Source organism: Allobosea lathyri (assembly GCF_900108245.1).
Classification (GTDB): Bacteria; Pseudomonadota; Alphaproteobacteria; order Rhizobiales; family Beijerinckiaceae; genus Allobosea; species Allobosea lathyri.
Map to the genome: position 1 here is coordinate 291,538 of NZ_FNUY01000004.1, position 23,287 is coordinate 314,824.

19 protein-coding genes are annotated in these 23,287 nt (G+C 65.9%); 7 read left to right on the forward strand and 12 right to left on the reverse strand.

Annotation, left to right across the window (positions count from 1 at the left end; genetic code table 11):
* Window positions 1-72 precede the first annotated feature (72 nt).
* The 3 genes from C4S73_RS11885 to C4S73_RS11895 form a co-directional block, all read right to left on the reverse strand.
* Entirely contained in the window at window positions 73-1,269 is a 1,197-nt protein-coding gene (locus C4S73_RS11885; RefSeq protein WP_103872706.1) for an MFS transporter, read from the reverse strand.
* An 80-nt stretch (window positions 1,270-1,349) separates the two neighbouring features.
* Window positions 1,350-2,519, reverse strand: a complete 1,170-nt coding sequence (locus C4S73_RS11890; RefSeq protein WP_103872707.1) for an acetyl-CoA acetyltransferase — start codon at window positions 2,517-2,519, stop codon at window positions 1,350-1,352.
* 144 nt (window positions 2,520-2,663) lie between these two features.
* Window positions 2,664-3,569 (reverse strand): DMT family transporter, encoded by a 906-nt coding sequence (locus C4S73_RS11895; protein WP_244595568.1) that lies wholly within the window; start codon window positions 3,567-3,569, stop codon window positions 2,664-2,666.
* 207 nt (window positions 3,570-3,776) lie between these two features.
* Here C4S73_RS11895 and C4S73_RS11900 point away from each other — a divergent pair, with 207 nt between their 5' ends.
* The 4 genes from C4S73_RS11900 to C4S73_RS11915 all read left to right on the forward strand — a co-directional run bounded on the left by C4S73_RS11900 (window position 3,777) and on the right by C4S73_RS11915 (window position 8,678).
* Window positions 3,777-5,363, forward strand: coding sequence for a D-alanyl-D-alanine carboxypeptidase family protein (locus C4S73_RS11900; protein WP_160115749.1), 1,587 nt, complete (start codon window positions 3,777-3,779; stop codon window positions 5,361-5,363).
* 43 nt (window positions 5,364-5,406) lie between these two features.
* The gene (locus C4S73_RS11905) at window positions 5,407-6,270 is read left to right on the forward strand and encodes an EamA family transporter (RefSeq protein ID WP_103872710.1); all 864 of its coding nucleotides are present in this window, start codon (window positions 5,407-5,409) and stop codon (window positions 6,268-6,270) included.
* A gap of 20 nt (window positions 6,271-6,290) precedes the next feature.
* Window positions 6,291-7,400 (forward strand): CobW family GTP-binding protein, encoded by a 1,110-nt coding sequence (locus tag C4S73_RS11910; RefSeq protein ID WP_103872711.1) that lies wholly within the window; start codon window positions 6,291-6,293, stop codon window positions 7,398-7,400.
* Between the two features lie 129 nt (window positions 7,401-7,529).
* On the forward strand, window positions 7,530-8,678 hold the full coding sequence (locus C4S73_RS11915) for a GNAT family N-acetyltransferase (RefSeq protein WP_103872712.1): 1,149 nt from the start codon (window positions 7,530-7,532) through the stop codon (window positions 8,676-8,678).
* Here the strand turns inward: C4S73_RS11915 and C4S73_RS11920 are convergent.
* From C4S73_RS11920 to C4S73_RS11930, 3 genes are all read right to left on the reverse strand, one after another.
* Window positions 8,647-10,263, reverse strand: coding sequence for an acyl-CoA synthetase (locus C4S73_RS11920; protein WP_103872909.1), 1,617 nt, complete (start codon window positions 10,261-10,263; stop codon window positions 8,647-8,649). The two genes, C4S73_RS11915 and C4S73_RS11920, sit on opposite strands and share 32 nt — an antisense overlap.
* Window positions 10,264-10,374: 111 nt before the next feature.
* A complete protein-coding gene (locus C4S73_RS11925) occupies window positions 10,375-11,439 on the reverse strand; it encodes an ABC transporter substrate-binding protein (protein WP_103872910.1) in 1,065 nt (354 codons plus the stop codon).
* A gap of 181 nt (window positions 11,440-11,620) precedes the next feature.
* The gene (locus tag C4S73_RS11930; protein ID WP_103872713.1) at window positions 11,621-12,076 is read right to left on the reverse strand and encodes an Lrp/AsnC ligand binding domain-containing protein; all 456 of its coding nucleotides are present in this window, start codon (window positions 12,074-12,076) and stop codon (window positions 11,621-11,623) included.
* Between the two features lie 130 nt (window positions 12,077-12,206).
* Here C4S73_RS11930 and putA point away from each other — a divergent pair, with 130 nt between their 5' ends.
* Window positions 12,207-15,326 carry a bifunctional proline dehydrogenase/L-glutamate gamma-semialdehyde dehydrogenase PutA gene (putA, locus tag C4S73_RS11935; RefSeq protein WP_103872911.1) on the forward strand — a complete coding sequence of 1,040 codons (3,120 nt, stop codon included), beginning with the start codon at window positions 12,207-12,209 and terminating at the stop codon, window positions 15,324-15,326.
* 58 nt (window positions 15,327-15,384) lie between these two features.
* On the opposite strand, the gene C4S73_RS11940 is transcribed toward putA, so the two are convergent.
* Window positions 15,385-16,485 (reverse strand): NADH:flavin oxidoreductase/NADH oxidase, encoded by a 1,101-nt coding sequence (locus tag C4S73_RS11940; protein WP_103872714.1) that lies wholly within the window; start codon window positions 16,483-16,485, stop codon window positions 15,385-15,387.
* Between the two features lie 92 nt (window positions 16,486-16,577).
* Between C4S73_RS11940 and C4S73_RS11945 the strand changes: the two genes are divergently transcribed.
* Together C4S73_RS11945 and C4S73_RS11950 are read left to right on the forward strand one after the other, a co-directional pair.
* On the forward strand, window positions 16,578-16,883 hold the full coding sequence (locus C4S73_RS11945) for an ArsR/SmtB family transcription factor (protein WP_103872715.1): 306 nt from the start codon (window positions 16,578-16,580) through the stop codon (window positions 16,881-16,883).
* Between the two features lie 49 nt (window positions 16,884-16,932).
* Window positions 16,933-17,448 (forward strand): RNA pyrophosphohydrolase, encoded by a 516-nt coding sequence (locus tag C4S73_RS11950; protein WP_103872716.1) that lies wholly within the window; start codon window positions 16,933-16,935, stop codon window positions 17,446-17,448.
* A gap of 103 nt (window positions 17,449-17,551) precedes the next feature.
* On the opposite strand, the gene C4S73_RS11955 is transcribed toward C4S73_RS11950, so the two are convergent.
* The 5 genes from C4S73_RS11955 to C4S73_RS11975 form a co-directional block, all read right to left on the reverse strand.
* Complete coding sequence (locus C4S73_RS11955; RefSeq protein ID WP_160115750.1) at window positions 17,552-17,965, reverse strand: F0F1 ATP synthase subunit epsilon; 414 nt, start codon at window positions 17,963-17,965, stop codon at window positions 17,552-17,554.
* Window positions 17,966-18,443: 478 nt separating this feature from the next.
* Window positions 18,444-19,916, reverse strand: coding sequence for a F0F1 ATP synthase subunit beta (gene atpD / locus C4S73_RS11960; protein WP_103872718.1), 1,473 nt, complete (start codon window positions 19,914-19,916; stop codon window positions 18,444-18,446).
* Between the two features lie 74 nt (window positions 19,917-19,990).
* Entirely contained in the window at window positions 19,991-20,860 is an 870-nt protein-coding gene (locus tag C4S73_RS11965; RefSeq protein ID WP_103872719.1) for a F0F1 ATP synthase subunit gamma, read from the reverse strand.
* A 44-nt stretch (window positions 20,861-20,904) separates the two neighbouring features.
* Window positions 20,905-22,434 (reverse strand): F0F1 ATP synthase subunit alpha, encoded by a 1,530-nt coding sequence (atpA, locus tag C4S73_RS11970; protein WP_103872720.1) that lies wholly within the window; start codon window positions 22,432-22,434, stop codon window positions 20,905-20,907.
* Window positions 22,434-23,003 carry a F0F1 ATP synthase subunit delta gene (locus C4S73_RS11975; protein WP_103872721.1) on the reverse strand — a complete coding sequence of 190 codons (570 nt, stop codon included), beginning with the start codon at window positions 23,001-23,003 and terminating at the stop codon, window positions 22,434-22,436. The genes atpA and C4S73_RS11975 overlap by 1 nt, the downstream gene beginning before the upstream one ends.
* Window positions 23,004-23,287: the final 284 nt, after the last annotated feature.

Here is a 23,287-nt window from a genome sequence, read left to right on the forward strand (position 1 = left end):
ACCATCGTTCGAGACGTCGCTTCGCGGCTCCTCAGGATGAGGGCTGGATTATCAAACAGTCTCTGAGCGCCGTCAGGCCGGCTCCGGCCTTTCGGGCGTGAACACATAGATCGCGGCCGAGACCAGCAGCAACCCGGCGAAAGCCCAATGCAGATTGGCAAAGGTCGCGGCGACATCGAACCCGGCCTGCCGCTGCGCCTCGATGAACCAGCCCGAACCGGACTGGACCAGCGCGGCGCCGGCGATGAACAGGAAATTGAGGCAGGTCATGCCGCGCCCGAGCAGATGCGTTGGGAAAAACACCCGCGCATGCGCCATCAGAATCGCATAGGTGAAGCCAACTGCGCCGATCAGCGAGAATAGCCCGATCGCAGGCGCCGCCGATGCCGATCCCACTGCCGCCAGCAGCGCGAAAGCCAGAGCGGTCGCTATCGTTCCCCACAGCACCAGCGGCTTGACCCGGCCGACGGCCTTTTCCAGCCCGCCATACATGAAGGCCCCGATGACCATGGCCAGCGCCATGGCGGTCGCTGCATGGCCGCTGGAAACCGCGTCGAAGCCGTGGACGCCGCTCATGAACGGCGCAATCCAGAGCCCCCGCACCGTCGCGACGATCGCGTAGCCGACCAGCGTGATCGGAGCGAGAAGCCAGAGCTGGCGCAGTGCGAGGATGCTGCGCAGGCCTTCGATCAGCCCCTCGGATTTGCCCGACGCCTGTTCGGCGCGCGGCGGGTCGCGCAGCAGCACGGCCGCGAGCACGGTTGCGACCACGAAAGCTCCCGCCATCGCCAGCATCGAAGACCGCCAGCCGTAATGCGCGGCGGCGATCGCAAGCGGCCCGGCCCCGACGAGATTGCCGATCGAGCCCAGGCCGATGAACACCGAGGTCAGGAAGGCGAAGCGCGCCGGAGCCTGCGTCCGCGCGAACAGAAACAGCGAGGCCATGAAGATCGGCGCGCAGCCCAGTCCGATCAGCGCCATCGCGATGGTGCCGACCATGGCATCGCCGGCGCTGGCGAAGAGCAGCGCTCCCGCCGAGCCGATCGCCATCGCGACCGCGACGGTGCGCCGCGGTCCGATCCGGTCCAGCGCCCAGCCGATCGGGAATTGCGCCAGCGCGAAGGCGATGAACCAGGCCGCGCCGAGAAAGCCGAGTTCGCGCGGCCCGATGCCGAGATCTTTCATCACCGGCGTGGCGATGACGCTCAGGAACGAGCGGTAGAAGATCGAAAGGACATAGGCCGGCAGCAGCGCCAGAAAGACGATCACGGGGCGGAATTCATCGTCAAGGCGCTCACTTGGTCAAGCCGCTCACTGGGTCAAGCCGCTAACTTGCAGGTCAGTGCTCGTCACTTGATCCGCTCGAGCACCGAGACGTAATTCGCGACAGCCGCGCCGCCCATGTTGAAGATGCCGCCCAGGCGGGCATCCTCTAGCTGCATGCCATCGGGCGCCTCGCCGACCAGCTGCATGGCGCTGAGCACATGCATCGACACGCCGGTCGCGCCGATCGGATGGCCCTTGGCCTTCAGGCCGCCCGAGACGTTGACGGGCAGCTTGCCGTCCTTCTGGGTCCAACCTTCCTTGATCGCGCGCGCGCCGTCGCCTTCCTTGGTCAGGCCCATCGCCTCGTATTCGATCAGCTCGGCAATGGTGAAGCAGTCATGCGTCTCGACAAAGGAGAGGTCGTCCAGCGCGACCCCGGCCTGGGCCAGAGCCTGCTTCCAGGCGAGCGCCCCGCCCTCGAACTTCAGGATGTCGCGCCGCGACAGCGGCAGGAAATCCTGGACATGCGACATGCCGCGGAAGCCGACGGCCCGGCGCATGGTCAGAGCAGTCTCTTCATCGGCCAGCACGAGCGCGGCCGCTCCATCCGAGACCAGCGAGCAGTCAGTGCGCTTCAGCGGGCCGGCGACGTAAGGGTTCTTCTCGCTCTCCTCGCGGCAGAAGGCGAAGCCGAGGTCCTTGCGCATCTGCGCATAGGGGTTGGCGACGCCGTTCTTGTGGTTCTTCGCGGCGATCATGGCGAGCGCGTCGGACTGGTCGCCATGGCGCTGGAAATAGCTGGCGGCGATGCCGCCGAACACGCCTGCAAAACCGCCCTGGGTATCGCCCTCCTCCGGCAGATAGGACGCCTTGAGCAGGTTCTTGCCGATCTCGGGCCCCGGTGTCGTCGTCATCTGCTCGACGCCGACCACCAGCACGACCTTGGCGGCACCGGCCTTGATGGCGCGCACACCCTGATGCACCGCGGCCGAACCGGTGGCGCAGGCGTTCTCCACGCGTGTCGCCGGCTTGAAGCGCAGCGTCGGATCGGCCTGGAGGACAAGCGAAGCGGTGAAGTCCTGTGCCGAGAAACCGGCGTTGAAATGGCCGAGCACGATCTCGTCGACCTGGTCGGCGGTGATGCCGGCATCGATCAGCGCATCGGTTGCGACGCGAACGATCAGGCTCTCGATCGTCTCAGCGGAATGCTTGCCGAAGGGCGTGTGGGCCCAGCCAACGATTGCGGCGCTCATAGCCTGATCTCCCTATGATGTGCATATACACGTTATTTTTGCACGCCGGCCGCCATGGGCAAGCCGGCATGTGCGCATTCCCGCTTTGCGTGGAAAGGCTGACGGAAACGACGCGTTGCCAGCATCACTATCCGTCCCGCCCCGTCATCGCAACGCCAGCATCAGCAGCAGCCCGACGCCGCCGACGATCAGTGCCATGCCGATCAGTTCGCGCCAACTCGTGCCCTCCGCGAAGATGCGCCGGGAGGCGATCTGGGCCAGCGGAACCTCGATCAGGGCAAGCGTGCGCACATTGGCGGCACTGGTCAGCGAAAAGCCGATGAACCAGCATTGCGAGGCGGCTGCACCAAGAAAACCGGCCGACAGCGAACGCCGCCAGTTGCGCAGGCTCGACATCAGCGCCGCCCGGTTGGCGACGAGCATGTAAACCGTGAGGACCAGCGTCTGCAGGGCGAGGCCGAAAGCCAGGATCGTCGTCGCCCGGATAAAGAACCCGCCATCCGGCAGCGCCTGGATCGCGCCGCGATAGCCAATGGCCGACAGCGCGAAGAACGCCCCGGCCCCGACACCGAGCACTGCGGGGCGCAGACCCGCCCGACTCAGCTTTTCGCCTGGCTTCCAGGAAACCAGCACGACACCGAAGGTCGCGATCGCGATCGCCGCGAACTTGCCCGGCGTCAGGGCATCGCCGAGCAGCAGCGCCCCGAAGATCGCGACCTGGACCGGCTCGGTCTTGGTATAGGCCGTGGTGACGGCAAAGGACCGTTCGCGCATCGCAGCCAGCATCAGCGCCGTCGCCGCGATCTGCGTCAGCGCGCCCGCCACCGTATAGCCGAACACGGTCAGATCGATGCTGGGCGGAAGCCGATCCGCGACGAGGCAGACCACGACGAGGAAGAGCACGGCAAAGGGCAGGCCGAACAGAAAACGCACCTGCGTCGCGCCGACCACACCGATCACATCCGTAAGCGAGCGCTGCGTCAGGTTGCGTGCAGTCTGCAGCAGCGACGCCAGAATCGTCGCAGGAATCCAGAGAAGAGTGAAACTCACGCGATGCGCCCCGCGGCAAACTGGCCGATGCCCGGCTTGTGAACCGTAGCCCATGAACTGTTGCCGACGACTAGGCAAATCGCTGCGCTAGGGGTAGGTATGCGTTAATGGGCGGGCGCAATGTGCTGGCCGTCTCGAAAATGCCGCACGCGTCGCGTTGAACCCTGCGCCTTCAAGATCCCGTCAAACAGGTTCAAGACCCGCCCGATGATCGCATCCCGCTTCACCGCCGCCCTCGTCCTCGGCCTTGTTCTCGCCGGCTCGGCCTCCGCCGGCACCAGCCTCGTCATCGATGCTTCGAGCGGCGATGTGCTGTCGAGCGAAAACCCGAGCCAAGCCTGGCATCCGGCCTCGACGACCAAGATGATGACGATCTATCTCGCGCTCAAGGCTGTGCGCGAGCGGCGCATCGGCCTGGAGACCGCGATTCCGGCATCTAAACGCGCCGCCAGCCAGCCGCGCGTGAAGGTCTATATCAAGGCCGGCCAGGAGATCACGCTAGACAACGCGTTGCGCATCATGATGGTGAAGTCGGCCAACGACATCGCCTATGTCGTCGCGGAAGGCGTCGGCGGCGATGTCGAGACCTTTGTCGGCATGATGAACGCGGAAGCCCAACGGCTGGGCATGCGCGACACCCGTTTCGTCAACCCCAATGGTTGGCACCATCCCGACCAGCAGGTCAGCGCGCGCGATCTCGCCATCCTGGCCATGGCGCTGATGCGGGAATTTCCGGATTATTCCGACTACTGGAACACCGAGGCCGTACAACTCGGCAAGCAGGTCCTGCACAACACCAATGGTCTCGTCGGTCGTTATTCCGGCATCAGCGGCATGAAGACCGGCTTCGTCTGTGCTTCCGGCTTCAATGTGGTCGCGACCGCCACGCGCGGTGGACGCACGCTCATCGCCGTCGTGCTCGGCGCGCTGTCGGGCTCGGAACGCACAGTCAAGGCGGCGCAGCTGCTCGATGACGGCTTCAGCAAATGGGGTGGCACCGGCTACAATATCGCCACGCTGCCCTCGGGCAATGGCGGCCGCGCCTACAACATCTGCGATGATGTCCGTCACAAGGGTGGCGGTGTCGCGCTGGCCGATGACGCCGACAGCTCGGCACCCATCTCCGGGGCGTCGGCTCAGGGTATCGGCGGCAATGCGGAAGGCACGGGGGATCGCTTCATGGTCTCCGGGCCGCAAGCGCGCGTCGCCGGCGCGGTGACGACACGCACGCCGTCCGGCCGCGTCGTGCTGGGTCCACGTGCCCCGGTGACCCCCGTCGCGGTCGCCTTCGGACGCACCCCGGGCTCGGCCTCGGCCCCTCTGGCCGCCAATGTCTCGAGCCGTCCCGACAGCCAAGTCGCGCGCGGCGCGGCACCGACGATCACGCCGGGCGCGCCGGTTGCAGCCGGCCTCGTGCGCGGCAGCTCGACGCGCACGGTCTCGGGCAACGGCTCGATCCCGGGAGCGACCAGCGCTTTCGCGCCCGCCGATGCAGGACAGCCCTCGTCCGACACGTCGGAAGCTGGCCCGATGCGCCTGCAGGGCGCGCTCAAGCCCGGCGCGGCGACACCGACAAGCCTTCGGCCCGGCGCGGCCGCCGGCATCAAGCCGGCCGCACGGCAGCCGGCCAAACCGCTCCTGGTGAAGCCCAAAGCCGAGCCCGCCAAGGCCGAACCCGCCAAGGCAAAGCCCAAGCCCGCGCAGGCCGCAGCCAAACCGGCCCAGGCCGCCGCCAAGCCGCAACCGGCGAAGCCGGCCGCAAAGACCAAGCCCGCGCCGAACGACGACGCCTGAGCCCGATCTCTTGACCGGGGGCCGTGCCAGCGAGCGACAAGGCATGCTGCTGGCATTCGGCTCGGCAGCAGCCTACGGCACCAATATCGTCACCACGCAGATCGCGAGCCAGGCCGGTTTGAGCGGCTCGCTGGTGGTGTTCTACCGGGTATTCCTCATGTTGGCGCTCGTCGGTGCCGGCGCCCTGCTCTGGCGGTTTTCCCTGGCAGTGCCGCGCACGGAGCGGCGAGCAGTTGCGCTGTTCGGCCTCGCCAGCGCTCTGGTTGGCCTGGCCTATCTCTCCTCGGTCGCCTATCTGCCGGTATCGGTCGCCGCGGTCGTCTTCTACACCTATCCGGTGCTCATCGTGCTGGCGGAGCCGCTGCTGACACCGGCGCCGTTCAGGCCGGACAGGCTCGCAGTGGCGCTCGTCGCCTTCATCGGTGTCGCCCTGGTCGTGGGCCCCGACCTGCACGGCCTCGATCCGCGCGGCCTTGTCCTGGCGCTGCTCGCCAGCGTGGCTGCCGCCGCACAATTCTTCACGGCCGCCGCCAGCCCCGGAACCCTCCTCCCCGCAAAACTGTTCTGGTCGCATCTGATCATCCTGCCGGTCGCTGCGATGGTGCTGTCGCTGACCGGCGGCTTCCTTCCGCCGCAGGCGCTGGCATTGGCCCCTCTGGCGGTCGTGGTGACGATCGGCGGCTATCTGGTCGGCTTTCTCACGCAGCTGATGGCGCTGGCCCGCGTCGCGCCCGGTCCGGCCGGCCTGGCCTTCTGCGCCGAACCGGTCTTTGCCGTGTCCATCGCCGCCATCGTGCTGGGTGAGCGGCTCGGCTCCCTCCAATATGCCGGCGGCGCCCTTGTCGTGGCGGCGCTGATGATTAATGTAATACTGGAACAAAAGCGGCGCGCACCCGTGCCCGCCTGAAGGCAAGAAGCGTCCACCCTATGACCGGCCAGAGACCCAGCCCGATCCCGCTCACCCTCCTGACCGGCTTCCTCGGCGCCGGCAAGACGACATTGCTCAACCGCCTGCTGAAGGACCCGGCGCTGACGGACACCGTCGTGATCGTCAACGAATTCGGCGAGATCGGCCTCGATCACCTCATGGTCGAGGGGGTCGAGGAGAACATGATCCTGCTGGAATCCGGCTGCCTCTGCTGCACGATCCGCGACGATCTCATCGTCACGCTGGAAGACCTGCTGCGCCGCCGCGACAATGCCCGCATCGGCGCCTTCTCCCGCGTCGTGATCGAAACGACCGGCCTGGCCGATCCCGCCCCGATCCTCAACGTGTTGATCAACCACCCCTATCTCGCCATGCGCTTCCGGCTGGACGGCGTCGTGACACTGGTCGACGCGGTCAACGGCATGGCGACGCTGGACGCGCATGAGGAAGCCCGCAGGCAGGTCGTCGCCGCCGACCGCCTCGTCCTGACCAAGGCCGATCTCGTATCCGGCCTCGGCACGCTGGCCCCCCTGCGGCAGAGGCTCGCCGAACTGAACCCCGGCGCCGCGCTGCTTGGACCAGCTGCCGCGGCGGGCTCCCTGCTGGGAGCGGGCCTCTATGATCTCGCGCAGCGCCCGGCCGAGCTCCGCCAATGGCTGGCGCGCGACACGCTGCCCGACGCCCGTCACGACCACCATCACGGCCATGACCATAACCATGGCGATCATCATCATGGCCACCATCACCACCATGATGTGAACCGCCATGACGAGAGCATCCGCGCCTTCGCGCTGACAGCCGATGCCGCAATTCCGCAAGCGAGTTTCGAGTTGTTCTGGACCCTGCTGCGCTCGGTACATGGGCCGAAACTGCTGCGGTTGAAGGGGCTGGTCCGCGTCGCCGAGCACCCGGAGCAGCCCCTGCTCGTCCATGCCGTGCAGCAGATCCTGCACCCCCCTGTCGTCCTCGACGCCTGGCCGGACGCGGACCAGCGTTCGCGCCTCGTCTTCATCGTCAAGGATATCGAGGAAACCCTGGTCCAACGGCTCTGGGCAGCATTTCTCGGGCAGATTCCCGATCGCGCGACGGACGAAAGCCTGACCGCCTGAACGCTCGCAATGTCCCGGCTTGCCTGGCCCCGTTCTTGAACCCTGCACCCTGATCGATCGCATTCGGCATCCGGGCTCGCCAATCTGGCACAGCCCCGCGCCAGATCGATCCAGCGAAGGCAGGATCAGATGAACCAGATCATGGCTTTGAAGGGCGTCCCTTCCGGCGGCTTCGCGCCGGCGAGCCTGGATCTGACACGACACCGGCCCGATGCCCCCATCACCATCGAAATCCGTCCGCTCGCGGGTTGCGGCGACATCGCGCAGGTCTGGAGCCAGCTTGCCGCACGCGCGACCGAGCCGAATCCGTTCTTCGAGCCCGGCTTCGCCTTGGCCGCAGCCCAGCATCTCGTCGCCTTCCGGGACGTCACCGTCATTCTCGCCTGGCAAGGCCAGGCGACCGAACCCAACCGCAGGCTTGTCGGCCTGATCCCCTGTTTCCCGCGAAACCGCCTGTTCACACCAGACGCCTTGATCGGTTTCGCCGATCGACGTGTCCTGAACGGCGCTCCGCTGCTCGACGCCCGTCAGGCCGGCGCGATCATCGAAACCGTCCTCGCGATGCGCAGCGACCGGATGTTCGAAGGTCGCGGCTTGATCCTGCGCGCGATGAACCTCGAAAGCCCGCTGGTTGCCGAAGCCTTGCGCGCCGCGGAACGCCTGGGCCTGGCGGCGACCCTGCGCCCAGCGGCGCTTCCCCTGCTGCCGGATCGCCCGTCAGCCAGCGCCATCTCGGCATCCAGGCAAAACCTGGCGCGGCTGGGCAAGCTGACCTTGCTCGAACCGACAACCCAGGTCGGACTTCGCGACGCGGTCGAGGTGCTGCTGGCCATGGAGGCCTCCGGCCCACGCGCCCGTGCTGGAAGCGCGACCTTGCAGGACACCCGCGAGGTCGGTTTCCTGCGCGCCATGACACGCAGCCTTGCTCATGTGAAGCAGTGTCGCGTCAGCCTGCTGATGCTGGACGACCAACCCATAGCCGGAGCGATCGTACTCGGCCGAGCCCGGTCCGGCTGGCTTTACCTCACGGCCGAGGATGCCGCCCATGCAGCCTCGACCCCCACGCGCGTCCTGCTCGCGATGATCAGCCAGAGCGCACCGTCGCGGCAGATTCTCCAACTGGAAGGCCTGCCCGGCCTCGGACCGGCAGCAGCGCGATACGGAGAATTGCATTTGACCCCGCGTCCGGCGCGGAAGCCCGCCGATATCGCCGCGCGGATGCGCAACGCATTTCGAAGCTCGATGTTCAGGCCTCGTCACGCAGCAGGCGGCGGATGATCTTACCCGTGGTCGTCAGCGGCAACTCGTCGCGAAAGGCGATTTCGCGTGGATATTCATGGGCCGCAAGCCGCTGTCGCACGAAGTCCTGAAGCTCGGAAATGAGCGCGTCCGAGGGCTCCCGTCCGGGCTTCAGCACGACGAAGGCCTTGACGATCTCGGTGCGCAGAGGATCGGGCTTGCCGACCGCAGCCGCCAGCGAGACGGCCGGATGCTTGAGCAGGCAGTCCTCGATCTCGCCTGGCCCGATACGGTAACCCGATGAGGTGATGACGTCGTCGTCGCGCCCGATGAAGCGGACATAGCCGTCCTCATCCTGCACGCCCTGATCGCCGGTCGTCATCCAGTCGCCGATGAACTTCTGAGCCGTCGCCTCGGGATTGCGCCAGTAGCCCAGGAACATCACGGGGTTGGGACGCCGCACCGCGATCTGCCCCTCCTCCCCGGCTGCGCAGACCGCGCCATCCGGGCGGATGATCGCGACCTCATGGCCCGGAACGGCCTTGCCAATGGATCCCGGCCTGCTGACGCCGATCGCGGCGCAGGAGGCCAGCACGAGATTGCACTCGGTCTGGCCATAGGCCTCGTTGATGGTGAGGCCGAGCGCCTCCTGCCCCCATGACAGCGTCTCGGCGCCGAGCGTCTCGCCGGCCGACGCGATGGTCCGCAGGTTCAACGCGAAATGCTCGCGCGGCCGGTCGACACTGCGCAGCATGCGAAGCGCGGTCGGCGGGATGAAGGCGTTGCGGATCGAGAGATCCGCCATCAGCCGGAACGCCTCTTCGGCGTCGAACCTGGCATGGCCGCGCGCCACGACGGGCACGCCGAAATGCAGCGCCGGGAGCAGCATGTTGAGCAGGCCGCCGGCCCAGGCCCAATCGGCCGGCGTCCAGGCAAGATCGCCGGGTTGCGGCAGGAATTCATGCGGCATCTGCACGCCCGGCAGATGGCCGGGCAGGACACGATGACCGTGCAGCGCTCCCTTGGGATTTCCGGTCGTGCCGGAGGTGTAGATCATCAGGGCGGGATCGTCGGGGCCGGTATCGACAGGCGTGAAATCGGCACTTGCCCCGGCCAGTAGGCGCTCCCAGTCTTCCGCGCCGGTCTCGGCCCCATCCGTGGAGATCGCCAGCGCAAGATCAGGCAGTGGCTCGGCGATCTGGCGCGTCTTGGCCAGACCGGCCGCATCTGTGATCAAAACCTTCGCGCCGGAATCGCCGAGCCGATAGGATAGGGCATCGACCCCGAACAGGGCCGCCAGCGGCACGGCGATCGCCCCGAGCTTGTAAGCCGCCAGATGCGCCGTCAGCACGCTGCGGCCCTGCGGCAGCAGGATCGCGATCCTGTCGCCCACACCGACACCGCGCGCCCGCAACGCATTGGCGAGCCGGTTCGAGCGCTCGCGCAGCAGGCCAAAGCTGACAGGCGTCACGCGCCAGTCGGGCGCGACTTCGAGGATGGCAGTGCGTTGCGGCTCCGCGGCCGCCCAGCGATCGCAGATATCGGCGGCTATGTTGTAGCGTTCGGGGATGCGCCAGCGGAAAGTCGAACGCAGGCGGTCATAATCACGCAGGTCTGGCAGTATCAAAATCAACGGTCCGGCGGAAAGGCGCGGCACGATAGGCACCGCGCCCCGTCCTGTCACCCTGCCGGAGGGTCAGCCGTTCATTGGGTCCCCGAACCGCGACAAGCGCGGCTAGAACGTCCGTTCCGCCGCCGGCGGCAGGAACGCGTCGGTAAAGGCATCGCCCGCCCTCGCCTTGTCCCTGAAGGAGAGGTTCAGACCGATCTGGTCGAGTGCGCGCTCCCAGCGCGCCTTGTCGACATTGCCGAAGCCATTGGCCTTGACCCAGGGCGTCATCACATTCTGATCGAGCGTCATCTTGAGGCGCTCCAGCTCGACCTCGACCCTGGCGACATCGTTGCGCTTGATCACGAGCTGCGCGCCGAGTTCGGGATTGGCCGCGGTGTCCCTGACGCTTTTCGTGATGGCCCGTAGCAGGCCTCGCACGGCCTCAGGCTTCTCGGCCAGGAACTTGGGCGAGACCATCACGACATTGCCGTAGAGCTCGACCCCAAAATCCGCCATCAGCATGACGACGATGTCGTCGACGGGGACGCCGCGCGCCTTCAGATTGATGTAGGAGGTATTGGCGAAGCCGAAGACGGCATCGACCTCGCCCGAGGCCAGCATCGGCTCGCGCACCGGAAAGCCGATATTCTCCAGCCGGATCTTGCTGTCGTCGAGCTTGTTGACCGATTTGAAGATCGGCCATTGCGCGAAGGCGGCATCGGCTGCGGGCGCGCCGAGCTTCTTGCCCTCGAGGCTCTTCACATCCGCCGTCACGCCACGGCTTTTGCGGCCGACGATCGCGAAGGGCGGCTTGTCATAGACCATCATCACCGCTTTGAGATCTACGCCGGGGTTTTCGTCGCGGAAGCGGATCAGCGAGTTCACATCGCCGAAGCCGACATCAAAAGTGCCGGCGCCCACCCGGGGAATAGCTTCACGCGAGCCGTTGCCGGTCTCGATGGTGACGTCGAGCCCCTCGGCTTTGAAGTACCCCTTTTCGATCGCCATCAGGAACAGCGCTGAGGGTCCCTCGAAACGCCAGTCCAGGGTGAAGCGAACCGGCGTCTGAGCCTGCGCCGACTGCAAGCCGGCAAACAAGGCCATGGCACCCAGCGCCGAAGCTGTGACCGCGCGAACCAGGCCGCGCCGGAACGGCGAGGCGGCAAGGGCGGAAAAAGCGTTGAACATCTCGGGCTCCGGATCGGCGGGCAAAGGACATGGCCTGGGATTTTTTGGACCGGCCGAGCAAACATCATGCCGGAAAGTCGCCAATTCAAACTGGCCGAACGCCGCGGCAGGTCAAGCCGAAAGCGCTGTCCTCATGCGCCGCTCGTGCGAAAAAATCGCCGGTGGGTTGTCCTGGCAACCATCACAGCGGCAGCGCTCCGTCAGCCTTCACCTCCTCCATCACAGCATAGGTCCGCGTCTCCCTCACGGCCGGCAGCGCCAGCAAGACCTCGCCGAGAAAACGGCGATAGGCGTTCATGTCGGCGACGCGCGTCTTGACCAGATAATCGAAGCCGCCCGCCACCATATGACACTCCAGCACCTCCGGCGCGCGCTTCACGGCGGCGGCAAACCGTTCGAAAGCATCGGGTGTCGTCTTGTCGAGATAGACCTCGACGAAGACGAGCAGATTGAGCCCGAGCTTCAGCGGGTCGAGCGTCGCGCGATAGCCGGTGATGAAGCCCTCGCGCGACAGACGCTTCAGGCGCTCGCCCGTAGCTGTCGGAGACAAGCCGACCTTCTCGGCGAGCTCGACGCCGGCGATGCGGCCGTCTGACTGCAGCAGTGACAGGATGCGACGGTCGGTTCGATCGAGCACGGGACAATTCTCTGAATTCTATCTCTTTGACAATGATTTATACGGCATTTTCCGAAAGATGACCATTGAAATGCGGCTTCTCCCGGATGATTCTGGAGATCATCCCGACGACATCCAGCTGGAGCCGTTCATGGCCGCCCCCGCCCCCCGCCGCATCGACGCAGTCCCCGTTCCCGCTTTCCGCGTGGCCTATGCCGAGGACGATGCGGCAGTAGCGGCGCGGCTTCTGGCGGAGGCCAGGCGCGAGCCTGCCGCCAAGGCACGGATCGACGCGCGCGCCACCGATCTGATTGACGCCATCCGCACCCGCAAGGTCGGATTCGGCGGCATCGAGGAATTGCTGCGCGAATATTCGCTCTCCACCAAGGAGGGCCTGGCCCTGATGGTGCTGGCGGAAGCGCTCCTGCGCGTGCCCGACGCCGCAACCGCCGACAGGCTGATCGAGGACAAGCTCGGCCAGGGCGATTTCGCCAATCACGAATCTAAATCGGACGCCTTCCTGGTCTCGGCCTCGGCCTGGGCGCTCGGCATCACCGCTCGTGTCATCCAGCCCGGCGAAACCCCGACGGGGATCATCGGCGGCCTTGCCAAGCGCCTCGGCGTACCCACGGTGCGCACCGCGACGCGCCAGGCGATGCGCGTGATGGGCAATCATTTCGTGCTCGGCCAGACGATTCAGGAAGCGCTGAAGCGGGCGGGTTCCAAGACCGGCAAGCTCTATCGCTATTCCTTCGACATGCTCGGCGAGGGCGCGCGCACGCAGGACGACGCCGACCGCTATTTCGCTTCCTACGCGGCCGCGATCGACGCGATCGGCCGCTCTGCCGGCAACGAGCCCCTGCCGAACCGGCCGGGCATCTCGGTCAAGCTCTCGGCGCTGCATCCACGCTACGACGCGACGAACCACGAGCGCGTGCTCGCCGAACTGACGCCCAAAGTGATCGAGCTCGCCCGGCAGGCCAAGGGCTACGATCTCAACTTCACGGTCGATGCCGAGGAGGCCGACCGTCTCGAGCTTTCGCTCGACGTGATCGACGCGGTCGTGGCCGACACGTCGCTCGCGGGCTGGGATGGCTTCGGCCTTGCGATCCAGGCCTATCAGAAGCGCGCCTCGGCCGTGATCGACCACATCGCGGCCCTCGCGGAGGCACATGACCGGCGCCTGATGGTCCGCCTCGTCAAGGGCGCCTATTGGGACACCGAGCTCAAGCGCGCCCAGGAGCGCGGCCTCGCCGACTATCCCGTCTTCACCCGCAAGGCGATGACCGACCTGAACTACGAGGCCTGCGCCGCGCAACTGCTGCGCTTGCGCCCCCGCATCATCCCGCAATTTGCCACGCACAACGCCCAGACCGTCGCCAGCGTCGCCGAAATGGCGGGGGATGCCGAGAATTTCGAGTTCCAGCGCCTGCATGGCATGGGCGAGTCGCTCTATGAGCGCCTGTTGGCCGACAAGGCCGGCTACGCCTGCCGCACCTACGCTCCCGTCGGCGGTCATCAGGATCTGCTGGCCTATCTCGTCCGCCGGCTCCTGGAGAACGGGGCGAACTCGTCCTTCGTCAGCGTCTCCGGCGACCCCGACGTGCCGGTCTCGCAATTGTTGGTGCCTCCAGCCGACATCATCGGCAGTCCCGGCGCTGCACGCCATCGCCGCATACCCTTGCCGGCCGATCTTTACGGCCCCTCGCGGAAGAACTCGGCAGGCGTCGAACTCGGCCATGACGAAAGCCTCGACGGGCTGCTGGCTGAGATCGCAGCCGCGAGCGGAAAGCCTTTCCCCGCAGCCAGCGCGATCGTCGACGGGAAGCCGGTCGGCATCGCAGCACGGCCGGTTCTCTCCCCGATCGACGGCAAGTCGATCGGCACCGTCGCGGAAGCCGACGCCGCGATCGCCGAGCAGGCCATGAAGGCGGCCAAGGCCGGCTTCCCCAATTGGAACCGGACGCCGGCCCGCATTCGCGCCGCGGCGCTGCGCAAGGCCGCGGACCTGATGGAAGCCAGGCGCGGCCTGCTGCTCGCTCTGCTTCAGGCCGAGGCCGGCAAGACGCTCGACGATGCGATCTCCGAGGTTCGCGAAGCCGTCGATTTCTGCCGCTATTACGCTGCCGAGGCCGAAGCCAAGTTTGCAACGCCCAGCGTCCTGCCTGGCCCCACCGGCGAGGACAACCGGCTGATCCTGCGTGGACGTGGGCCCTTCCTCTGCATCGCGCCCTGGAACTTTCCGCTCGCCATCTTCATCGGCCAGGTCGCGGCCGCGCTCGTCGCGGGCAACAGCGTCATCGCCAAGCCGGCGCCGCAGACGCCCCTGATCGCGGCGGTCGCGGTGCGCCTGCTGCACGAGGCGGGCGTCCCGAGCTCCGCCTTGCATCTGACGCCCGGCGACGGCGCACTCGGCGCAAAGCTCGTCGCCCATCCCGATGTCGCCGGCGTCGCCTTCACCGGCTCGACCGCGACGGCGCGTGCGATCAACCGCGCGCTAGCCGCCAAGGACGGCCCGATCGTGCCGTTGATCGCCGAGACCGGCGGCCTCAACGCCATGATCGTCGACGCCACCGCACTGGCCGAACAGGTCGCCGACGACGTCGTGATGTCAGCCTTCCGCTCCGCCGGCCAGCGCTGCTCGGCGCTGCGCCTGCTGGTGGTCCAGGAGGATGTCGCCGACAAGATGATCGAGATGATCACAGGCGCCGCAAAAGAGCTCAAGCTCGGCGACCCCCGCGCCATCGACACCCATATCGGCCCGGTCATCGACGCCGCCGCCCGGCAGCGTCTGGACGGCCATGTCGCCGCCATGCGCAAGCTCGGACGCGTGACCTGGGCGGGCGAGACGCCTGCCCTCGACGGAACCTTCGTCGCGCCCCATGTCATCGCGCTCGACGGTATCGCCGATCTCACGCAGGAGCATTTCGGCCCGATCCTGCATGTCGTTCGCTGGAAGGCTGGCCAGCTCGACGAAGTCATCGACGCCATCGAGGCGACCGGCTATGGCCTGACGCTGGGCGTCCATTCCCGCATCGAGACCACCGTCGCCCGCGTGACGGAACAGCTCTCGACGGGCAATATCTACGTCAACCGCAACATCATAGGCGCGGTCGTCGGCGTGCAGCCCTTCGGGGGCCATGGCCTGTCCGGCACTGGCCCCAAGGCCGGCGGCCCGCACTACCTGATGCGCTTCGCCAGCGAGCAGACCGTTACGGTGAACACTGCCGCAGCTGGCGGCAATGCCAGCCTGATCGCAATGGGCGAATGAAGCGAGGGGCCGGACGGCCCCTCTTTCATATGCCTGGCCGCTCGGGGATGTCGCGCCCTCAGGCGGCGCGGTAGCGCGACAGCCAATGGGCGTAGGGCGCCGGCAGCGTCGTCCAGGCTGGATTCTCGACGCCAAGCGCCTTTGCCGCCGCATAAGGCCAATGCGGATCGGCCAGCAGCGGCCGACCGAGGGTCACAAGATCGACCTTGCCCTCGCGCACCAGCGCATCGGCCTGCCCGGGCTCGCTGATGTACCAGCTCGTCGAGGCTGGCAGGCCAGTCTCGCGGCGCACCCGCTCGGCGACCGGCGCGAGGAAGGCCGGGCCCCACGGAATTTTCGCCTCATTGGTCGAGAAACCGACGCTGACATCGATGAAATCGAGCCCTTCCGCCTTGAAGCGTTTCACCAGCGCGATCGCCTCGGACAGCGTCTCCTCATCACGTCCGTCATATTCGAGCACGCCAAGCCGGGCCGAGAGCGGCCGGTTCTCCGGCCAGACCTTGCGGACGGCAGCCAGCGTCTCGACCAGGAAGCGGCTGCGATTCTCGAAGCTGCCGCCATAGGCGTCATCGCGCTTGTTGGCATGCGGCGAGAGGAAGCTCTGCGCCAGGTAGCCATGGGCGAAATGCAATTTAAGCCACTGGACGCCGAGATCGCGGGCCCGTTCCGCTGCCGAAACAAAGTCGTTCCGCACCCGCTCGATGTCAGCCAAACCCATCGCGCGGGGCACTTTCCCGAGCCCGCCGCCCTGGGCCACGGCGGACGGAGCGATCGTCTCCCAGCCCCTGGCGTCCCCCGCCGGAATATGGTCGTCGCCCTCCCATGGCAGGTTGGCGCTCGCCTTGCGACCGGCGTGGCCGATCTGGATGCCGCTGGCCGCGCCGGCCTTGTGCATCTCCGCGACGATCGGCGCCAGCGCCTGCGCCTGCCCATCGTTCCAAAGCCCGAGGCAGCCGGGTGTGATGCGCCCCTCCGGCGAAACGCCGGTGGCCTCGATCACGACAAGGCCGGTACCACCGCGCGCCAGCCCGGCGAGATGCGCACGGTGCCACTCGTTGGCGATGCCATCCTGCGCCGAATACTGGCACATCGGCGAGGCGACGATGCGGTTGCGAAGGGTAATGTCCTTCAGACTGAAGGGATCGAACAGGCTAGGCATGATCTGGCTCCGCGCGGGTGCAATTGATAATTCGATAGTTCGATATTTTTCGAACTTTGGCAACAGCAAAACTCTGTGATAGGCTTCCTCACATGCGCCATGCCCGCCTGCCCGCCCCCGAAGAGATTGCGCTCGAAGATGTCTTCCATGCGCTGAGCGACCCGTTCCGGTTGGACGTGGTACGCCGCTTGGCGGCCGAGGGCGAAGCCAGCTGCCAGGCTCTGGAAGGCGACCGGCCCAAATCCAGCGTCTCGCATCATTTCCGCGTTTTGCGCGAGGCCGGGCTGATTCGGACCCGCAACGAGGGGGTGACGCGCATGAACGCCTTGCGCCGCGACGACATCGAACGCCGCTTTCCCGGCCTTCTCGCCTGCATCCTGACGGCAAAGGAAGATTGAGCCGTCGCGAAATGTTTCGCCCGCCTCGGCCCGACCCTATGCTCCCGGCATGAGCCTGCCCTACCGTCCCAATGTCGGCATCGCCCTGTTCAATGCGCAGGGACTCGTCTTCGCCGGCCGCTCTCATAGCGCCGGCCCCGAGATCGTGTTGCCCGGTCTCGACTGGCAGATGCCGCAGGGCGGTATCGATGCCGATGAGGACATCGTCGCGGCAGCCCGGCGCGAACTCGCCGAGGAGACCGGCGTGACCAGCGCAGCCTTCCTGGCTACGACCGAGGACTGGTGGCACTATGACTTCCCGCCCTACGCAGGCGCGCCGCACAAGCTCTGCGCGTTCCGGGGCCAAAGGCAGCGCTGGGTCGCCTTCCGCTTCACGGGCCGCGACAGCGAGTTCGATATCACGCAGCCAAATGGCGACGAGCCGGCCGAGTTCGACGAATGGGCCTGGACGCCTCTGGCGGAATTGCCGGCCCGCGTGGTTCCGTTCAAGCGGGCGGTCTATGAAAGGGTGGTGGCGGCCTTCGCGCCCTTCGCCGCGCCCTGTTCGACAGGCGGGAGCCACTGACCGGCTCCAAGCCCATCGATTCAGGCAGCAAAAAGGGCCGCTCGCGCGACCCTTCGGTTATCCGCCTGCTCCGCAAGCGGCGTTCACCGCGAGGCGAACAGCTCTAGGCGGCCTTGCGTTCGGCGAAAACATGCTTGAATTCGCGCAGCTGGACGAGCGTGTCGTGCAGGCGCTTCTTCTCGTCTTCATCATGCGAACCGGCATATTTCGTCTCGGCCGTCAGGATTTCCTGATCGAGAACAGCGTTGTCGACATCCTCCAGGAAACGACCCTGCTCGGCCAGGATCGTCGTCGCCTCGGCATTGATCTCGACGAGACCGCCATTGACGAAGAATTCCTTGCCATTGCTCTCGGTCGTCTGGACGAAGACGATGCCGGCCTTCAGCGTCGCGACCAGCGGCGCATGGCCGGCCAGCACGGTCATTTCACCCTCGGTCGAGGGAACGATGACGCTGACGACATCGCCCGAGAACAGGATGCGCTCAGGCGAGACGAGTTCGAATTTGAAAGTGGCCATTGTCATCCCTTAGCGTCTGAAGTCGAGCAGCCTGCCGGCTTTCGCTCGAAGCTCATCCGAACATTCAGTGCCTTGCCAAGTTTGTTGCATGTAGCCGTGCAACGCACCAATGAGCGCCATCTGCCGCTCTGTCTTACTTTGTGCTCTCCAGTAGCGCATCATCGGCTGAAAATTCCGCTGCCGCCAATCTAGCTTACAGACCTCAGCCAATCCGCTGATAAATCCTCGTTCGAGGACGGTCTTCGCTTCTGGAACAGTGATTGGCGGATTTCTCAGCTCGTCTGGCGTCGGCGGGGAGCACCGCGCCATACTAGCGCACCAAAGCCCACTATAATTTTCTACAAGTTTGCGAACCGTGCTCGCAACTTTGTCATCACGCAAATAGCCACCGAGACTTTGTCCATGCGCTGGCGCGCAAAACATGAGCACGGCGGCGAAGGCGCTTACCGAAGTGCCCCCGCCCCACACTGAAGACGCCTCAGGCCGCTTCGGCGGCCAGACGCTGCGCCTTCTCGATGGCTTCGTCGATCGAGCCGACCATGTAGAAGGCGGCCTCCGGCAGATGATCGTACTTGCCTTCGACCAGGCCCTTAAAGCCCTTGATGGTGTCTTCGAGCGCGACGAGCTTGCCCGGCGAGCCGGTGAATATTTCAGCGACGAAGAAGGGCTGCGACAGGAAGCGCTCGATCTTGCGGGCGCGGGCGACCGAGATCTTGTCCTCTTCGGAAAGCTCGTCCATGCCCAGGATCGCGATGATGTCCTGCAGGGCCTTGTAGCGCTGGAGGATCTGCTGGACCTGGCGGGCGATGGCGTAGTGCTCCTCGCCGACGATCGCGGCCGAGAGCATGCGCGAGGTCGAGTCGAGCGGGTCGACGGCCGGATAGATGCCCTTTTCCGCGATCGAACGCGACAGCACGGTCGTGGCGTCCAAGTGAGCGAACGAGGTCGCGGGCGCCGGGTCGGTCAAGTCGTCGGCCGGCACGTAGATCGCCTGCACCGAGGTGATCGAGCCCTTGTTGGTGGTGGTGATGCGCTCCTGCAGGTTGCCCATGTCCGTGGCGAGCGTGGGCTGATAGCCCACCGCCGACGGGATGCGGCCGAGCAGAGCGGACACTTCCGAGCCTGCCTGCGTGAAGCGGAAGATGTTGTCGACGAAGAACAGCACGTCCTGGCCCTTGTCGCGGAAGTCTTCCGCGACGGTGAGGCCCGACAGCGCGACGCGCATGCGGGCGCCCGGAGGCTCGTTCATCTGGCCGTAAACCAGGGCGCACTTGGAGCCTTCGCCGCCGCCCTTCTTGTTCACGCCCGACTCGATCATCTCGTGATAGAGGTCGTTGCCTTCACGCGTGCGTTCGCCGACACCGGCGAACACCGAGTAGCCGCCATGGGCCTTCGCGACGTTGTTGATCAGCTCCATGATCAGCACGGTCTTGCCGACGCCGGCGCCGCCGAACAGGCCGATCTTGCCGCCCTTGGCGTAAGGTGCCAGCAGGTCGACGACCTTGATGCCGGTGACGAGGATCTGCGCGTCCGTCGCCTGATCGGCATAGGACGGGGCCGGCTGATGGATGCCGCGGGTCGCGGTGGTGAGGATCGGGCCGGCCTCGTCGACGGGCTCGCCGATGACGTTCATGATGCGGCCAAGGCACTCGTCGCCGACCGGAACCATGATCGGGGAGCCGGTATCGGTGACCGACTGGCCGCGAACCAGACCTTCGGTCGAGTCCATCGCGATGGTGCGGACCGTGTTCTCGCCGAGATGCTGGGCGACTTCGAGAACCAGGCGGTTGCCGAGGTTCTGCGTCTCGAGCGCGTTCAGGATTTCCGGCAGCGCACCATCGAACTTCACGTCGACGACGGCGCCGATGACCTGCGCGACGCGGCCCGTGCCGGTGTTGGCGGGCTTCTCGTCGGTCTTGGTCTTGGTGGTCTTGGTTGCGGCTTTGGCCATGGGAAAACCTCGGATAGCGCGGTTAGGCGTTTCGGACGAGCCTGCGGGCGAGTGCCGCGCCGGCCTTCAGGCGGTTAAAGCGCTTCCGCGCCGGAGATGATCTCGATCAGTTCCTTGGTGATCATCGCCTGACGCGAGCGGTTATAGAGCTGCGTCTGCTTCTTGATCATTTCGCCGGCATTGCGCGTGGCGGAATCCATTGCCGACATGCGCGCGCCCTGCTCGGAGGCAGCGTTCTCAAGGATCGCGCGCAGCACCTGAACCGTGAGGTTGCGCGGCAGCAGCGTCTCCAGGATCTCGCTCTCGTCGGGCTCGTAATCGTAGACGGCGTCGGTCACCTTCGTGCCCGCCGGGATCTCGGCGGGAATGATGCGCTGCGCCGTCGGGATCTGCGAGATCACCGACTTGAACTTCGAGAAGAACAAAGTCGCGACGTCGAACTCACCCTCGGCAAAGCGCGCCAGGATGTTCTGGGCGATCGCCTCGGCGTTGACGTAGCCGACCTGCTTGAAGGCACGCAGGTCGATCAGCTCGATGATGTCTTTCTCGAACTGGCGGCGCAGGACATCATAGCCCTTCTTGCCGACGCAGATGATCTTGACCGTCTTGCCCTCGGCCTTGAGCGCATTCGCCTTGTCGCGCGCCAGACGCGCGATCGAGGAGTTGAATGCGCCGCAAAGCCCGCGCTCAGCCGTGCAGACCACCAGAAGATGGACCTTGTCGGCCCCTGTTCCGGCGATCAGCCTCGGCGCGCTCGAACCCGAGACGCCCGACGCCAGATTGGCCAGCACCGTCTCCATGCGCTCGGCATAGGGACGCGCCGCTTCGGCCGCAGCCTGCGCCCGGCGCAGCTTTGCAGCCGCCACCATCTGCATGGCCTTGGTGATCTTCTGCGTCGCCTTGACCGAGGCGATGCGGTTTCGCAGATCCTTCAAGGAAGGCATCGACGATCCTCATATTGGCAGAGCGCTGAGCGCCCCGCGCGGCCTCAGGCGAACGACTTGGCGTAGTCCGTGACGAGTTCTTTCAGTTTCGCGGCATTCGCGTCCGAAAGATCCTTGGTCTTGCCGATCTCGTTGAGAAGATCGACATGCTTGCCGCGCACCAGCGCGAGCAGGCCGTCCTCGAAGGCGCGGACCTTGTTCACCGGCAGCGCGTCGAGATAGCCGTTCACGCCGGCGTAGATCACGACGGTCTGCTCTTCCATCTTCAGCGGCGAGAACTGCGCCTGCTTCAGAAGTTCGGTCAGGCGCGCGCCGCGGTTGAGCAGGCGCTGGGTGACCGCGTCAAGATCGGAACCGAACTGGGCGAAGGCCGCCATTTCGCGATACTGGGCGAGCTCGCCCTTGATCTTGCCGGCAACCTTCTTGGTCGCCTTGGTCTGCGCGGCAGAACCGACGCGCGACACCGACAGACCGACGTTCACCGCCGGGCGGATGCCCTGGTAGAACAGGTCCGTCTCAAGGAAGATCTGGCCGTCGGTGATCGAGATCACGTTGGTCGGGATATAGGCCGACACATCGTTGGCCTGCGTCTCGATGACCGGCAACGCGGTCAGCGAACCGTTGCCGGCCTCGTCGCCCATCTTGGCGGCGCGCTCGAGCAGACGGGAGTGGAGATAGAACACGTCGCCGGGATAGGCTTCGCGACCCGGCGGGCGGCGCAGCAGCAGCGACATCTGGCGATAGGCGACGGCCTGCTTGGAAAGGTCGTCATAGATGATGACGGCGTGCATGCCGTTGTCGCGGAAATACTCACCCATGGCGCAGCCGGCGAAAGGCGCCAGGAACTGCATCGGGGCAGCGTCCGAGGCGGTCGCTGCAACGACGATCGAGTACTCCAGCGCGCCGCGCTCTTCGAGCACCTTCACGAACTGGGCGACGGTCGAACGCTTCTGGCCGATCGCGACATAGACGCAATAGAGCTTCTGGCTCTCGTCCGTGCCTTCGTTATTGGCCTTCTGGTTCAGGATCGTGTCGAGCGCCACGGCGGTCTTGCCGGTCTGGCGGTCGCCGATGATCAGCTCGCGCTGGCCGCGGCCGATCGGGATCAGGGCATCGATCGCCTTGAGGCCGGTCGCCATCGGCTCATGGACCGACTTGCGCGGGATGATGCCGGGCGCCTTGACGTCGACGCGCGAGCGCTGCTTGGCCTTGATCGGCCCCTTGCCGTCGATCGGGTTGCCGAGCGCGTCGACGACGCGGCCCAGCAGTTCCTTGCCGACCGGAACGTCGACGATGGCGCCGGTGCGCTTGACGGTCTGGCCTTCCTTGATCTCACGGTCAGAACCGAAGATCACGACGCCGACATTGTCGCTCTCGAGGTTGAGCGCCATGCCGCGCACGCCGGTCTCGAACTCGACCATCTCGCCGGCCTGGACCTTGTCGAGGCCGTAGACGCGGGCGATGCCGTCGCCGACGGAGAGAACCTGGCCGACCTCGGTGACGGAGGCTTCAGACCCAAAGTTTGAAATCTGGGCCTTCAGGATCGCGGAGATTTCAGCGGGGCGGATTTCCATCAGCCGACCTCTTTCATGGCAAGACGAATTGAATTGAGTTTGGTTTTCAGCGAGGCGTCGACCATGCGGGAGCCCATCTTGACGACGAGCCCGCCGATCAGCGCCGGATCGATCTTGATCGCGACATCGACATCCTTGCCGGCGACACTTGCGAGCGCGGCGCGGATTTCCTCGACACGCTTTGCGGTGGGCTGTTCGGCGACCGTGACTTCGGCGCTGACGATGCCCTTGGCCTCGGCGACGAGGTTCTTGTAGCCCTGGATCATCCCCGGCAGCGCGAAAAGGCGGCGCTTGCTGGCGACGAGACCAATGAAGTTTCCGGCGATGCCGGAGATGCCGGCCTTGGCGAGAACGGCGTTGACCGCGCCGGTCTGCTCCTCGACCGAAAAGGCAGGGCTCTCGATCAGCCGCCGAAGATCCTCGCTCTCGGCCAGCATCGCGCTGAAGGCGTTGAGATCCGCGGAAACGGCGTCGACGGCATTGCCCTCGCTGGCCAGTTCAAAGAGAGCCGTGGCGTAACGCCCTGCGACGCCCGAAACCAATGACCCTTGCGATCCGCCTTCAGCCACGCGTCATGTCTCTCGTTCAAAGGACCGCCCCGGCGACCCTCTGGCGAGGGCGGAGTGCATCGTCCTGGCGCTGCAATGTATCCGCGGACGGTGAGCTGCAATCCCGCTCAGCGACCGAAATGTGGCGGTGCACTAGCATGTGGTTTTGGGAGGCGCAACCGCGCTTCGCCCCTTGGTAGCCAGTTGAGCCCCTGCTTCGCCCAACCAAGGCCGTTGCAGAGGAGCCGGGAGGCGCCGGACCTGCGGACCCGAGCACAATTCCGACCCGGATTCCTGTCGCATCA

What these genes read in the sequence shown, in the direction of transcription:
- C4S73_RS11945 (WP_103872715.1), top strand. Translation starts at nt 16,578, where the DNA reads ATGCGCCATGCCCGCCTGCCCGCCCCCGAAGAGATTGCGCTCGAAGAT.
- C4S73_RS11965 (WP_103872719.1), bottom strand. Translation starts at nt 20,860, where the DNA reads ATGCCTTCCTTGAAGGATCTGCGAAACCGCATCGCCTCGGTCAAGGCG.
- C4S73_RS11950 (WP_103872716.1), top strand. Translation starts at nt 16,933, where the DNA reads ATGAGCCTGCCCTACCGTCCCAATGTCGGCATCGCCCTGTTCAATGCG.
- putA (WP_103872911.1), top strand. Translation starts at nt 12,207, where the DNA reads ATGGCCGCCCCCGCCCCCCGCCGCATCGACGCAGTCCCCGTTCCCGCT.
- C4S73_RS11890 (WP_103872707.1), bottom strand. Translation starts at nt 2,519, where the DNA reads ATGAGCGCCGCAATCGTTGGCTGGGCCCACACGCCCTTCGGCAAGCAT.
- C4S73_RS11925 (WP_103872910.1), bottom strand. Translation starts at nt 11,439, where the DNA reads ATGTTCAACGCTTTTTCCGCCCTTGCCGCCTCGCCGTTCCGGCGCGGC.
- atpD (WP_103872718.1), bottom strand. Translation starts at nt 19,916, where the DNA reads ATGGCCAAAGCCGCAACCAAGACCACCAAGACCAAGACCGACGAGAAG.
- C4S73_RS11900 (WP_160115749.1), top strand. Translation starts at nt 3,777, where the DNA reads ATGATCGCATCCCGCTTCACCGCCGCCCTCGTCCTCGGCCTTGTTCTC.
- C4S73_RS11955 (WP_160115750.1), bottom strand. Translation starts at nt 17,965, where the DNA reads ATGGCCACTTTCAAATTCGAACTCGTCTCGCCTGAGCGCATCCTGTTC.
- C4S73_RS11940 (WP_103872714.1), bottom strand. Translation starts at nt 16,485, where the DNA reads ATGCCTAGCCTGTTCGATCCCTTCAGTCTGAAGGACATTACCCTTCGC.
- C4S73_RS11905 (WP_103872710.1), top strand. Translation starts at nt 5,407, where the DNA reads ATGCTGCTGGCATTCGGCTCGGCAGCAGCCTACGGCACCAATATCGTC.
- C4S73_RS11910 (WP_103872711.1), top strand. Translation starts at nt 6,291, where the DNA reads ATGACCGGCCAGAGACCCAGCCCGATCCCGCTCACCCTCCTGACCGGC.
- atpA (WP_103872720.1), bottom strand. Translation starts at nt 22,434, where the DNA reads ATGGAAATCCGCCCCGCTGAAATCTCCGCGATCCTGAAGGCCCAGATT.
- C4S73_RS11915 (WP_103872712.1), top strand. Translation starts at nt 7,530, where the DNA reads ATGAACCAGATCATGGCTTTGAAGGGCGTCCCTTCCGGCGGCTTCGCG.